The organism is Amycolatopsis sp. FDAARGOS 1241 (assembly GCF_016889705.1).
Classification (GTDB): Bacteria; Actinomycetota; Actinomycetes; order Mycobacteriales; family Pseudonocardiaceae; genus Amycolatopsis.
Genome location: NZ_CP069526.1, coordinates 6,175,041 through 6,187,555, shown reverse-complemented (window position 1 = coordinate 6,187,555; position 12,515 = coordinate 6,175,041). Strand labels below are relative to the sequence as shown.

Annotated in this window: 13 protein-coding genes; 4 read left to right on the top strand and 9 right to left on the bottom strand. The window is 70.6% G+C overall.

The genetic code is table 11. From position 1 onward, the window contains the following. Positions 1-148: 148 nt before the first annotated feature. The 9 genes from I6J71_RS30325 to I6J71_RS30285 form a co-directional block, all read right to left on the bottom strand. Entirely contained in the window at positions 149-646 is a 498-nt protein-coding gene (locus tag I6J71_RS30325) for a hypothetical protein (protein ID WP_204089990.1), read from the bottom strand. Then, positions 643-1,905: an aconitase family protein gene (locus tag I6J71_RS30320; protein WP_204089989.1), complete on the bottom strand. Its 1,263-nt coding sequence runs from the start codon at positions 1,903-1,905 to the stop codon at positions 643-645. Before I6J71_RS30320 ends, I6J71_RS30325 begins: the two co-directional genes overlap by 4 nt. Next, positions 1,902-3,182: an aconitase/3-isopropylmalate dehydratase large subunit family protein gene (locus tag I6J71_RS30315; RefSeq protein ID WP_204089988.1), complete on the bottom strand. Its 1,281-nt coding sequence runs from the start codon at positions 3,180-3,182 to the stop codon at positions 1,902-1,904. The genes I6J71_RS30320 and I6J71_RS30315 overlap by 4 nt, the downstream gene beginning before the upstream one ends. Further along, complete coding sequence (locus I6J71_RS30310; RefSeq protein WP_204089987.1) at positions 3,179-3,691, bottom strand: 3-isopropylmalate dehydratase; 513 nt, start codon at positions 3,689-3,691, stop codon at positions 3,179-3,181. Before I6J71_RS30310 ends, I6J71_RS30315 begins: the two co-directional genes overlap by 4 nt. Positions 3,692-3,736: 45 nt before the next feature. Beyond that, complete coding sequence (locus I6J71_RS30305; protein ID WP_204089986.1) at positions 3,737-4,816, bottom strand: ornithine cyclodeaminase family protein; 1,080 nt, start codon at positions 4,814-4,816, stop codon at positions 3,737-3,739. Further along, a complete protein-coding gene (locus I6J71_RS30300) occupies positions 4,813-5,859 on the bottom strand; it encodes an aminopeptidase P family N-terminal domain-containing protein (protein ID WP_204089985.1) in 1,047 nt (348 codons plus the stop codon). The genes I6J71_RS30305 and I6J71_RS30300 overlap by 4 nt, the downstream gene beginning before the upstream one ends. Then, complete coding sequence (locus I6J71_RS30295; protein WP_204089984.1) at positions 5,856-7,028, bottom strand: Xaa-Pro peptidase family protein; 1,173 nt, start codon at positions 7,026-7,028, stop codon at positions 5,856-5,858. The genes I6J71_RS30300 and I6J71_RS30295 overlap by 4 nt, the downstream gene beginning before the upstream one ends. 40 nt (positions 7,029-7,068) lie before the next feature. After that, entirely contained in the window at positions 7,069-8,457 is a 1,389-nt protein-coding gene (locus I6J71_RS30290; RefSeq protein WP_204089983.1) for an MFS transporter, read from the bottom strand. Between the two features lie 308 nt (positions 8,458-8,765). Then, a complete protein-coding gene (locus I6J71_RS30285; protein ID WP_204089982.1) occupies positions 8,766-9,239 on the bottom strand; it encodes a MarR family winged helix-turn-helix transcriptional regulator in 474 nt (157 codons plus the stop codon). Between the two features lie 190 nt (positions 9,240-9,429). Between I6J71_RS30285 and I6J71_RS30280 the strand changes: the two genes are divergently transcribed. The 4 genes from I6J71_RS30280 to I6J71_RS30265 are packed head-to-tail and all read left to right on the top strand — an operon-like array spanning position 9,430 to position 12,462. Then, positions 9,430-10,479 carry an aromatic ring-hydroxylating dioxygenase subunit alpha gene (locus I6J71_RS30280; RefSeq protein ID WP_204089981.1) on the top strand — a complete coding sequence of 350 codons (1,050 nt, stop codon included), beginning with the start codon at positions 9,430-9,432 and terminating at the stop codon, positions 10,477-10,479. Further along, positions 10,476-10,694: a hypothetical protein gene (locus tag I6J71_RS30275; RefSeq protein WP_239154008.1), complete on the top strand. Its 219-nt coding sequence runs from the start codon at positions 10,476-10,478 to the stop codon at positions 10,692-10,694. The genes I6J71_RS30280 and I6J71_RS30275 overlap by 4 nt, the downstream gene beginning before the upstream one ends. A 10-nt stretch (positions 10,695-10,704) precedes the next feature. Next, the gene (locus I6J71_RS30270) at positions 10,705-11,646 is read left to right on the top strand and encodes a PDR/VanB family oxidoreductase (protein WP_204089980.1); all 942 of its coding nucleotides are present in this window, start codon (positions 10,705-10,707) and stop codon (positions 11,644-11,646) included. A gap of 21 nt (positions 11,647-11,667) precedes the next feature. Beyond that, positions 11,668-12,462 carry an IclR family transcriptional regulator gene (locus I6J71_RS30265; RefSeq protein WP_204089979.1) on the top strand — a complete coding sequence of 265 codons (795 nt, stop codon included), beginning with the start codon at positions 11,668-11,670 and terminating at the stop codon, positions 12,460-12,462. The last annotated feature ends 53 nt before the right edge of the window (positions 12,463-12,515 follow it).

Sequence of the window (12,515 nt, the reverse complement as noted above, 5' to 3'; positions counted from 1 at the left end):
GGTCAGTGTGACTCCGGATCTCGACGCGCGTCAAGAAGTTGAGAAACATCATCCCGGCCGGTTCTCCGACACCCGGATGTGGGCACGACGAAACCCCCGGCAGGCCGAAGCCCTTGCCCGCCAGGGGATTCCGTGGTCGCCGTCTGTCCTAGCGGAACACCTCCGGCCGGTTCTTCGCGAGGTTGATCAGACCTCCGGCGTCGAGCATGTCGACGAGGAACGGGTCGGCGCCGGCGCCGCGCACCATCACGCCGGTGGTGAGGTTGGTGAACTCACCCGAGGTGAGGTCGACCCGCACCCGGTCGCCGTCGGCCGCGAGGTCGGGGTTGAGTCCGATTTCCAACGCGGGAAGACCGATTTCGAAGCAGTTGCGGTAGAACGTCCGCGCGAACGTCTCCGCGACCACACACCCGATCCCGGTCGCCTGCAGCGCCTTGGTGGCGATCGCGCGGCCCGAGGACTGCCCGAAGTGCTTGCCGGCGAACACGATGTCGCCCGGTTGCACCTTCTTCGGGAACTCTGGGTTCAGGTCCTCCAGCACGTGCTGCACGAGCACGTCCATGGGTTCGAACACGTACTGCGTCTTCACGAGCCGGTCGGTCGGGATGTTGTCCCCGAACCGCCAGCAGCGGCCCTCGAACTTCACGCGGTCCCTCCTGTGTGGACGTTCCCGGCGATGACGCCTGCCACGGCCGACGCGGCGACGGTCTCCGACGACGCCAGGTACATCGACGCGTCGGGGCTGCCGTTGCGGCCGGGGAAGTTGCGGGCGTGCGTGGAGATCATCGTCTCGTCCGAAGCCAGCGCGCCCATGTTGTACGCCTGGTTCGAGCCGGTGCTGGGCGGGAACCACGTCGCGCCCGCCTCGTGCAGCGCGAGCACCAGGCCTTCCCGAGCCGCCTCGGTGAACACCTCGCGGCTGGAGGGCACCAGGTGGAACCGCACACCGGGGTGCACCCGGTGCCCGGCCAGCACCGCGGCCGCCGCGCGGAAGTCCTCGAGCCGGCCGCCGCCGTGGCCGCCCAGTTCGGCGTACTGGATCGGCGTACCGGCGACCGCGGTCACCGGCTTGACGTTGCCGACGGTCGGCGGGCAGGCGACCGTCGGGTCCACCTCGCCGACGTCGAAGCGCAGCACCTGCGCCGCCTCTTCGCCGTCGCCGCGCACCAGCAGGCCGGCGTCGCCGCCGGGCAGCGTGCGCACGAACGCCTCGGTCACCTCGTCCGGTTCGACGAAGCTGCACTTGGCGCCGAGGTCCACGCACAGCAGCGGGAACAGCCAGCGGTCCCAGAAGGACAGTCCGCGCACGTACGGCCCGCCGAACTCGACGGCCCGGTAGTTCAGCTCGCCCTCGCCGATGCGGCCGACGAGCCACAGCGCGATGTCGCGCGGCGTGACGCCCGGCTTCGGCGTGCCTTCGAGGTGCACCCGTGTGGTCTCCGGCACCTTGAACCACGCTTTGCCATACGGCAGCACGGTTCCGGCGTGCGAGTCGTTGCCCAGCGCCACGGCCAGCGCGCCCAGCGTGCCGTGCACGGGGGTGTGGCTGTCGGAGCCGACGACGATCATGCCCGGCTTGATGTGCCCGTTGCGGACCACCGCGTGGTGCAGGTTGCCGTTGCCGCAGTCGTACAGCGTGAGGCCGTGTTTGCGCGCCCACTCACGGTTGTGCCGCAGCACGTTCGCCTGTTGTTCGGTCGGCGGCGCGAAGTGGTGGTCGAACACCATCACGGCCCGCTCGGGGTCGGGGATGGGTACGTTCACGCGCTTCTCGTACACCTGCGAGGTGAGGTAACCCGACAGGTCGTGCATGATCAGCCGGTCGACCTTCGCGATCACGATCTCGCCCGGCTCCACGGACTCCCGGCCGCTCGCGCGGGCGAGGATCTTTTCGACGAGGTTCACGCGACCACCATTCCCGCCACGATCTCGCGCGGGTCGGTGATGACCCCGCGGATCGCCGAGGCCGCGGCCGTCGCCGGGCTGGAGAGGAAGATCTTCGAGTCGTAGCTGCCCATCCGGCCCTGGAAGTTGCGGTTGGCGGTGGAGAGCGTGGTTTCGCCGTCGGCCATCGCGCCGCCGTTGCCCGCGCACGCGCCGCAGCCCGGGTTGGTGATCATCGCGCCGGCCTGGATCAGCTTCGTGAGCACCCCGCTGTCCGACGCCTGCGCCATGATCTTCGCCGACGCGGGCGTGACGATGAGCCGCAGGCCCGGGGCCACGCGGTGGCCGTCGAGCACGTCGGCCGCGATCACGAGGTCGTCGTACTTGGCGTTGGCGCACGAGCCGATGAAGACCTGGTCGAGCTTGGTGCCGGCGACATCGCCGACCCCCACCACGTTGTCCACTGTGTGCGGCACCGCGATCTGCGGCGCGAGCGCCGGCCCGTGGAGGTTCACCGTGGCGCGGTAGGTCGCGTCCTCGTCCGGCAGCAGGATGTCCAGCTCGTCGCGCGGCACACCGGCCTCGTCGAGGTACGCGAGCGTGGTGTCGTCCGGGGCGACGTAGGCGTTCTTCGCACCCATCTCCATGGCCAGGTTGCAGAACGTCATGCGCTCCGACACGGACATGCCCTCGACGTAGGACCCGGAGAACTCGACCGAGTCGTAGGTGAGCCCGTCGGCGCCGAGGTCGCCGATGAGCTTGAGCATCACGTCCTTGGCGTAGACGCCCGGGGCGAGGTCACCGTCGATCACGACCTTGACCGACTCGGGCACCTTGACCCACAGCTTGCCCGTGACCCACGCGGCGGTGATCTCGCTGAACCCGACGCCGGTGCCGAACGCGCCCAGCGCGCCGTAGATCGTCGAGTGCGAGTCGGTGCCGATGATGAACTGGCCGGGCCGCACGAGCCCGTGCTCCATGAGCACGATGTGCGCGATGCCGCTGTTGACGTCGAAGAAGTTCTTTACACCCATCTTCTGCGCGAACTCGCGGCACAGCGCGTGGTCCGCCGCCGTCTTCGCGTTCATGGCGGGGGAGAGGTGGTCCATCACCATCGCCACGCGGTCGACGTCGTAGAGCCGCTCCACGCCCATCTTCTCCAGCGTCCGGATGCACCGCCAGCTCGCCGTGTGGCTCATGTACAGGTCCGGGTACGCGTCGACGATCTGCCCCGGTGCGAGGTCCGCGACCCCGGACGCCCGTTCGATCGCCTTCTGCGCGAAGGTCTTGCCGGTCACTTCTTCCCTCCTGCCGCGAAACTCGCCATCAGGTGCGGGATCAGGCCGCCGTCGGCCATGATCTCCCGCAGCACCTGCGGGTACGGGCTGAACGGGAAGGTCTGCCCACCCGTCTCGACCGTGCCCGCGTCGTAGTCGACCCACATCTCGCCGCCGTCGGCGGCCGCTTCCGCCGCGGCGGGTGACTCGACCGCGACGAGCCCGGTGTTGATCGCGTTGCGGAAGAACACGCGGGAGAAGGAGGCCGCGACGACCGCCTTGATCCCGGCGCCGATCAGGCACGTGGCCGCCTGTTCCCGCGCGCTGCCGCAGCCGAAGTTGCGGCCGGCGACGACCACGTCGCTCGCCCGCAGCCGTTCCTGCGTTTCCGGCCCCAGCGGCTCGAAAGCGTGCTCGGCGAGTTCCACCGGGTCGATGCTCACGAGGTAGCGGCCGGGGATGATGACGTCGGTGTTCACGTTCTCGCCGAAGGTGATGACCTTGCCCCCGACGCGATGTTCGTTGCCCATGGATGAGTCTCCGCTCGAAGTTCCGGGTGGTGGACGAGCCCCGGCTCAGGGGCTGGTCTCCTCCAGGAACCAGTCGGTCGGCACGGTGTGCCCGAGCTCGCGCTCCTCGGCCAGTGCGAGCGCCCGCGCGCACACGGCCGCGAACTGCACACCCATGCCCGTGTTGTTGGCGAACACGGTGATGTCCTCGGGGCTCGTGCGGCCCGGCGCTTCGCCCAGCAGCAGGTCACCCAGCTCGCGGATGTCGTCCCACTCCATGAGGCCGCGGTCGACCGGGCCGAGGATGTCGTACTGCTTGTCGTGGTGCACCTGCTCTCGCGAGAGCACGGTGATGCGCGCGGCGCGGTCGAACGTCGTGTCGTCCAGCTCGCGCCGGGTGGCCGTGCCGTCGGGCGAGGTGATGGCCGTGACGTGGGTGCCGGGGTCGAGCCAGGCACCGTCGAAGCACGCTTCCATGGCCGCGGTGGCGCAGGTGACGATCTGGCAGCCCGCCACGGCGTCGCGCCGCTCGTCCACGGCCACGATCTTGCGCCCGGTCTTCTCGCTCCACACCTTTGCGAACTGTTCGCGGTGCTCGGGCGTGGGGCTGTACACCCGCACTTCTTCGATGTTCGGCCGCACCATCAGCAGGCACTCGAGGTGCGCCTCGGCCTGCCAGCCGGAGCCGAACATGCCCGCGACCGTGGCGTCCGGATTGGACAGTTCCCGGATGCCGAGCGCGGACGTCGCGCCCACGCGCATCTTCTGGATGAAGCTGTCGTGCATGATGGCGAGCGGTTCGAGCGTGGTCAGGCTGTAGAGCGTGACCAGCCCGACGTACTTGCCACCCGGTGCGGCGGGGATCAGCCGCCGCCGCTGCACCCCGCTGGGCAGCGTCTCGACACCGGCGATGTCGGAGGTGATCCGCAGCGCCCACACGCCGCTGGAGACGTTGCCGCCTTCCTGCGACTTGAACCGGTAGCGGAAGCCGGGGTGGCGGCTGTCCTCGACCGGGAAGTACGTGTGGTTGCGCGGTCGGTTGGCACCCTGGCCGGAGTTGAGCTCCTTGTACGCGGTCTCCAGCGCGTCGAGCGTTTCGCCGGCGGTGAGCACCAGCTCGATGTCGCCGTTGGAAAGGATCCTCACCGTTGTGCTCCTGTCAGGTGTTCGGGTTCGCCGTGGGTGACGCGCACGGTCTCCGCCACGGCCGCGTTGCCGCCGTCGGCGAACGCGACTTCCACGGACACCGCGCCCGCTTCGCCGTCGGCCAGGACGGTGGCGGCGTCCTGGTTGCGGAACTCGCCGCCGGTGGAGAGGTCAGCCTGGTTGACCCAGCGGACCTCGGCCTTCGCGCCTTCGGGCAGCTTGGCCAGCGCGGGGGCCGCCGCCTCGGCGAGGGAACCGACGGTCGCGCCGGCCTTCGCCGCGGCGATCGCCTTCGCGAGTGCGTCCTTCAGCGCGGCGGGCCAGCCCTCGCCGTCGCCCAGCACGCGGCTCGAGTGCACCCAGTTCATGCGGTACTGGCCGGTGACGCCGAACGACGTCACGGCGTCCGAAGTGGACAGTGAGCTCGGGTACAGGTCGAGGAACCCCCCGCCCCGCAACGCGCGTTCCACGGTCTCGACGCGGCTGCCCGCGGTGCTGCCCTCGACCGTCGCCTTCGCCGCGGCGTCGTCGAGGATCCGGCCGGCCGCGCGCAGCAGCTCGGTCTCGGCGGCCGACGGGATGAGGCGCTGCTCGCGCACCAGCCCGCCGAGGCGGCGGACCTGCCAGCCGGGTACCGCGTCGACGATCTCTTCGGCGACGTCAGCGGGCCACAGCGCGGCGTCGATCAGGCCGAGCGTGCCGTTCTTCTTGCTCAGCAGGTACTTCGCGACGAGATCGGCGAAGTTCTTGCCGCCGCTGAACTCAGTGACGGTCGACGAGCGCTTCATCCAGTTCTGCACGCGCAGGGAGAGCTTCGTCAGGAAGGTGACCGGTCCCTCGGCGGGGATCGCCAGCACGCCTTCGTTCCAGTAGAGGCACAGGTTGGTCAGGTAGGCGAGGTCGTCGGAGCGCGACACGTCGGCGTAGACGAGGGCGACGTCGACGCCCTGGGCCGCCATGGCCCGCTGAAGCGCGGCGACGCGGTCCTGCCACTCCTGCTCGGGGATCTCCGCGGGGTCGAGTACGTGCAAACCTCGTTTCACGCCACGTCTCCTGTCTCGAACAGCTTGCGTTCGGTCGTGATCAGCACTTCACAGCCGTCGGCGGTCACGCGCACCGGATCGCCGAGCACGTGGTAGCCGGCCAGCGGCGTGTAGGTGTTGGGGTGGATGATGAACACGGAGTTCTCGGGCAGCACCGTGTGGTTGCCTTCGATGATCGGCGTCTCGTCGAGGTGCAGGCCGTGCCCGTGACCGCGCACGCGGGTGTAGTTGCTGGTGCAGTATTCGCCGTAGCCGTACTTGCGGAACACGTCGTTCTCCGCCACCGCGACCTCGTGGGCGGTGATGCCCGGCCGCACCACGGAAATGCCGGCCTCGACGGCTTCGTTGAACAGGTCGAACGACTTGCGCTGCCCGTCGTCGGCCTTGCCCACCACCGCGGAGCGGCAGATCTGCAGCCAGTAGCCGTCCATCTTGGGGGTGAGCTCGGTGCGCACCATGTCGCCGGCTTCCAGCAGGCGGTCGCCGGGCGGGGTCATGCCGCGGACCTCGTCGCGGCCCGAGGCGATGAGCATGAAGTTGTCCTCGGCACCGAGGTTCTTCAGCCGCGCCTCGACCTCGGCGACGATCCGGTACTCCGGCAACCCGGGTTCGAGCACGTCCACGAACGCTTCCCAGCCCGCGGCGCACACCACGGCGCTGCGGCGCATGCGGGCCAGCTCCCACTCGCTCTTCACGAGCCGGGCGGTGTCGAGCAGCTTCGTCGCCGAGCCGACTTCGGCGCCCGGCGCCGCGGCGCGGATCGTCTCCATGAGCACGAGCGGCACGAGCTCGTGGTGGGCGATCCCGATGCGCCGCGGCGCCAGCTCCTTGAGGACCACGCCGAGCTCCGCCGGGTTCGCCGGGTCGAGCCGGCGGGCTTCGCCGACCCAGCCCTGCGCCCTGAACGCCGTGAGGTCCGACGGCCGGGTCGAGAAGGCGACCGCGTCGCCCTCGGCCGGGAAGACGACGAGCGCGGCGCTGCCGGCCGGGGTCACGTCGGTGAAGTAGCGGATGTTCTCCCGCCGCCAAGCCGGCCCGTAGGCCAGCACGACGTCGAGGCCCTGGTCGGCCATCGCGTCGCGGATCTTGCGGTGCCGCAGCTGCAGCTCCGCGAGGTCCTCGGGGGACAGGCCCGCTCCGGCGGGTGCCGGGGCGTGGTCGATCGTCATGGGTTCCTCCACTGTGTTGTGGCGGGTGGTGATCGGACGGTCAGGAACGAGCCGGGGTCAGGGCCGAGGCAGCCTCTTCCCCGGCGATCTCCCGGGTGATCTGCTCGACGGTGCGCCCGCGGGTCTCGAAGGTCGCCACGAGCGCCGCGATCCCCGCGAGGATCGAGATGACGCCGAAGAGCAGGAAGAACAGGAACTGAGAGGCGTGCAGGGCCAGCACGAAGCCGACCAGCACGGGCATGATGAGGCCGCCGACCTTCTGCCAGGCGGCCGCCCACCCGAGCCCGGTGGCGCGGCTCGCGGTGGGGTAGAGCTCGCTGGCGTAGGCGAACAGCGTGCTGCCGGCGAGCCCGCTGCCGAAGAACGTGGCGAGCGAACCGAGGATGACCACCGCGGCCGTCGCCGCCGTGGTGCCCCAGGCCAGGCAGAACAGTCCACTGAGGACGAATGCTCCGCCGAGCACCACCCGGCGGCCGATCCGGTTGATCAGCTGACCGGCCAGCAGCGCACCGACCACGCCGGCGGCGGTGATGATCGCCGTGTAGCCGAAGCTCTTGAGCAGATCCACGCCCTGCTTTTCGAGCACCGAAGGCAGCCAGCTGGACAGGCCGTAGAGGAACGCGCCGGCGCACACCTCCATGAACCAGATCGCGATCGTGTAGCGCACGTAGTTGCGGGCCACCAGCGTGCGCAGCGTGCCGCTTTCGGCCAGCGGTTCGGGTCCGGCGTGCTGGGCCGGTGCCGTGGTGCCCCGGCACAGCGCGCCGACGACGACCTCCGCGGCCTGCGTGCGCCCGCGGCGCAGCAGGTAGCGGACCGACTCCGGCAGCGTGGCCAGCATGAACACGCCGACGACCACCGGCACGGTGGCGATGACGAACATCGCGCGCCAGCCGAACGCCGGCACCACGGCCGTGCCGACCGCGGCCGCCGTCGGCAGCCCGATCAGCCACGCCGCCGTCGCCGCCGTGACCAGCGGCCCGCGGTGGCGCGACGGCACGAACTCCGCGATGTACGGGAGAACGACGGCGATCTCGGCACCGAGCCCGATGCCCTGCAGGGCCCGGAACGTGACGAGAGTGCCGAAGCTGGGCGCGAACACCGCGGCGAGGGAGAACACGGCGTAAACCATCACCGTGATGGCCAGCGGGACCTTCCGGCCGAACCGGTCGGACACGGTGCCCGCGACGGCCGCACCGACGAGCATGCCCGCGAACAGCGCCGAGGAGAACGCGCCGGCGGCCTCGCTGGTGAGGTGGAACGTCTTGATGACACCCGGCAGGATCACGCCGGTCAGGTTGATCACGAACCCGCACAGGAAGTGTCCGATCAGGACGGTGACGTAAATCCTGAGGTGCCGTGCGGTGAACTCCGACTCGTCGAGCCGGCCGAGCAGTGAGCGGGACGCGGTAGCGGGGGACGGGGGCATGGCGAGGCCACCTCCTTGTGGCAGTGCAACCCAGTGGCTTGTGTACAACCCAGCGGCTTTGTGCAACCCAGTGGCTTGTGTGCAGCCGGTGACCCGGACGCGGTGACGTGGCCGAGCACCGGAACGCTCAGGTGCGGACGGCGGCCGGACCGCGTCGTGGGGAACGCGGTGGAGGACCACCGTGGCGAGCCGTGTCGCGGGGCCGGGGTGAGCCGGCCGCGCGAGTCGAACCGGTGAAACCCTTGGCCCGCGTGAGCGCGGTGCGCTCGGCGGACCACCCTCGGGTCGGTTTCCTCCTTCCTCCTCCGTTACCGGTCGTCCAGGTTCCCCTGGACGTCGAAGTACAGCTGGGAGAGCGCGGGCAGCAGTTGCTCGCGCATCTCGGGGGTGAGGCCGGCCGTGAGTTCGGCCGCGAACTTGTCGAGCGTGCGCCGCGCGGTGTCGCGGGCGTTCACCCCCTTGGCGGTGAGCTCGAGCTGCATCGTGCGCCGGCTCGTGGCCGACGGGCGGCGAGACAGGAATCCCTGGTTGACGAGCTTGTCGACGCTCTCGGACATGGTCGAGGGGTTGCGGTGCGCGAGTTTGCACAGCGCCGTGAGCGACGTGTGGCCGCTGCCGACCCTCGACAGGATCCGGTACTGCCGGATGGTGAGCGGCTGCTCGATGCCAGCCAGCAGTTCCGTCTGGAGCCGGGTCAGCCGCCCGCCGAGGGCGAGCAGGACCTCGCCCAGGGAGGCCTGCGGCCCCAGCTCGTCGAAGGTCTCGGTGTCGCGAGTGGTCATTTTGGTCCCCGTACGTTCCGGTACCCGAAATAACGTCGGGGCCGACTGTACGTCCGTCGACCGCCCGCTGGGAAGGGGTGATTTCGTGACCGACGGAGTCTTTCAGCCAGTGAAAACACCCATGGCCGCCGTCGCGGCCGGGGTGAGAGCTTCGGGTGCCGAACCCCGACCGAAGGAGCTCTGAGGCGTGATGGCAGCGTTCGCCCGAAACCAGTGGTACGTCGCCGCTTACGGCCGCGAGGTGGGACGCGAGCTGTTCGCCCGCACGGTGCTCGGCGAGCCGATCGTCTTCTACCGCACCGAATCCGGCGAGGTCACCGCGCTCGCCGACCGCTGCGTGCACCGCCGCTATCCACTGTCGGAGAGCCGGCTCGACGGCGACAAGATCGTCTGCGGCTACCACGGCTTCACCTACGACAGCGCCGGCTCGTGCGTGTTCGTCCCGGGCCAGGCCCGGATTCCGCGCACCGCGAGGGTGGCGTCGTACCCCGTGGTGGAGCAGGACTCGTTCGTGTGGGTCTGGATCGGCGAGCGCGAGCTGGCCGACCCGGCCGCGATCCCGCGCGCGCCGTGGCTCGCCGACCCGGCCTACACCACCGTGTGCGGTATGGAACCGCTCGCCGCGCGCTACGAACTGCTCGTGGACAACCTGCTCGACCTCTCGCACGAGACGTACCTGCACGGCGGGTACATCGGCACGCCGGAGGTGGCGAACACACCCATCACCACGGAGGTCGACGAGGACCGCGGCATCATCTACGTCAGCAGGCACATGGCTGACGCCGAATGCCCGTCGTTCTACGCGAAGTCCACCGGCATCGAAGGCCGGATCACGCGCTGGCAGGACATCGAGTACCACCCGCCGTGCCTGTACCTGCTGCACAGCCGGATCGCGCCCGTCGGCGTGCTGCCGAACGAGGACGGGACGGACCCGGACGGCTTCCACGTCGAGGTCGTCTACGCCATCACGCCCGAGACCGAGCACAGCACGCACGATTTCTGGGCCGTGGCGAGGGACTTCGCGCTCGAGGACCAGGGCGTGTCCGACTTCCTCGCCGAGAGCAACCGCACGGTCGTGCTGCAGGACGTGCGCGCGCTCGACATCCTCGAAGGCGTGATCGCCGCGGAACCCGAGGGTTACCAGGAGCTTTCGGTCAACATCGACACCGGCGGGCTGGCCGCGCGGCGCATCCTCAAGAAGCTGGCCGCCGGCGAGAGCACGCAGGTCGTGCCGTCGTGAGCGAGCGCGTGGCGATGCTGCACGGCGACAACGTCGTGCGCATCCACTGGAAGCTCGGGACCGACGTGCTGGTCGGCGTGTGCCACTGCGGAGCCGAACACGAGTCCGAGGATCCGGTCGAGCTGTGGGACTGGCTGCTGGCGCACCCCGACGGGCACGACCGGCCGGAGCCGTCGGCTCCGCGCGAACCGGTGCTGTCCGCGGCGCAGGGCTGAGGAGGAACGAATGAGCGTGGCCACCGACCTGGAGCTCGACGTGGTGCTGGCGGCGAAGGAGCACCTCGCCGACGGCGTCGTCAGGCTGACCCTGCGCGATCCGGCCGGCGCGGCGCTGCCGGCGTGGGCACCGGGCGCGCACCTGGACCTGGTGCTGGGGCCGGATCTCGTGCGCCAGTACTCGCTGTGCGGGGATCCGGCCGACCGATCGGTGCTGCAGGTGGCCGTGCTGCGGGAGCCGGCCGGGCGCGGAGGCTCGGCGCACGTCCACGAGAAGCTGGCCGGCGGCGAAACCCTGCGCGTGCGCGGGCCCCGGAACCACTTCGCGCTGGAGCCGGCGCCGCGGTACCTGTTCGTGGCGGGCGGCATCGGCATCACGCCACTCGTCCCCATGATCGCCGCGGCCGAGGCGGCGGGCGCCGAGTGGCGGCTGCTCTACGGCGGGCGCACGCGGGCGTCGATGGCCTTCGCCGAGGAACTGCGGGAGACCTACGGCGACCGCGTCGAGCTCGTGCCGCAGGACGAGCGCGGGCTCCTCGATCTCGACGCCGCGCTGGCCGCCGCGCCGGACGCCGCCGTGTACTGCTGCGGCCCCGAACCGCTGCTGGCCGCGATGGAACAGCGGTGCGCACCAGGCTCGCTGCACGTGGAGCGGTTCACGGCGAAGCCCGACACCGAGCCGAAAGCGGCGTTCGAGGTGCAGCTAGCCCAGTCGGGTCGCACGCTGGAGGTCCCGGCGGACCGGTCGATCCTTTCGGTGGTCGAAGAGTCCGGAGTGCCCGTCTTGTCCTCGTGCCATGAAGGCACGTGCGGCACGTGTGAGACCGGTGTCCTCGAAGGCACGCCCGACCACCGCGACGCCGTGCTCACCGCCGCGGAGCGGGAAGCCGGCGACGTGATGATGATCTGCGTGTCGCGCTGCGCGGGCGCGCGACTGGTATTGGATCTGTGATTCCCCGGGTAGCGTGAGGCGATGATCCGGCGAGCCCCGAACGGCGCCGGCACCTCGGTGACGAGCAAGGTGCTGGCGCTGCTTGAGGCGTTCACCCCGGACGCCGCCGACCTCAGCCTGAGCGAGCTGGCCCGGCGCTCCGGCGTCTCCCTCGCCACCGCGCATCGGCGCGCGGCCGAGCTCGTCGAGTGGGGTGCGCTGGAACGCGACGCCACCGGCCGCTACCGCATCGGGCTGCGGCTGTGGGAAGTCGCGTCGCTCGCGCCGCGCGGGCTCGGCCTGCGGGACGCCGCGATGCCGTTCCTCGAGGACCTGTACGAGGTGACGCACGAGAACGTGCAGCTCGCCGTGCGCGAAGGCCTCGAAGTCGTGTTCGTCGAACGCATCGCCGGGCGCGACGCCGTACCGGTCTGGACCCGGGTCGGTGGCCGGTTCGCCTTGCACGCCACCGGAGTCGGGCTCGTGCTGCTGGCGCACGCGCCCGCGGCCGTACAGGAGGAGGTGCTCGGCGGGCCCCTGCACAGCTACACCGCGAAGACCGTCTCCGACCCCGCGCACCTGCGCCGCGTGCTCGCGGACGTCCGCAAGCTCGGCTACTCGGTGAGCGACGGCCAGGTCACCGTCGACGCCCTCTCCGTCGGTGCCCCCGTGTTCGCCGCCGACGGTTCGGTCGCGGCGGCGGTTTCGCTCGTGGTCCGGGCCGACAGCGCGCAGCCGGGCGCCCTCGCCCCGTTGGTGATGGCGGCGGCGCGCGGGATCTGCCGGACGCTGGCGGGCGGGTCGCCGCGGGTGTTCCCGGCCGGCCGGCGCAGATGACCTCCTGCTGCGGCGGTCGGCCCTCCCCGCGTCGCCGGCAGCTTCCACCACCA

What these genes read in the sequence shown, in the direction of transcription:
- I6J71_RS30270 (WP_204089980.1), top strand. Translation starts at nt 10,705, where the DNA reads ATGAGCGTGGCCACCGACCTGGAGCTCGACGTGGTGCTGGCGGCGAAG.
- I6J71_RS30310 (WP_204089987.1), bottom strand. Translation starts at nt 3,691, where the DNA reads ATGGGCAACGAACATCGCGTCGGGGGCAAGGTCATCACCTTCGGCGAG.
- I6J71_RS30265 (WP_204089979.1), top strand. Translation starts at nt 11,668, where the DNA reads ATGATCCGGCGAGCCCCGAACGGCGCCGGCACCTCGGTGACGAGCAAG.
- I6J71_RS30290 (WP_204089983.1), bottom strand. Translation starts at nt 8,457, where the DNA reads ATGCCCCCGTCCCCCGCTACCGCGTCCCGCTCACTGCTCGGCCGGCTC.
- I6J71_RS30285 (WP_204089982.1), bottom strand. Translation starts at nt 9,239, where the DNA reads ATGACCACTCGCGACACCGAGACCTTCGACGAGCTGGGGCCGCAGGCC.
- I6J71_RS30280 (WP_204089981.1), top strand. Translation starts at nt 9,430, where the DNA reads ATGGCAGCGTTCGCCCGAAACCAGTGGTACGTCGCCGCTTACGGCCGC.
- I6J71_RS30295 (WP_204089984.1), bottom strand. Translation starts at nt 7,028, where the DNA reads ATGACGATCGACCACGCCCCGGCACCCGCCGGAGCGGGCCTGTCCCCC.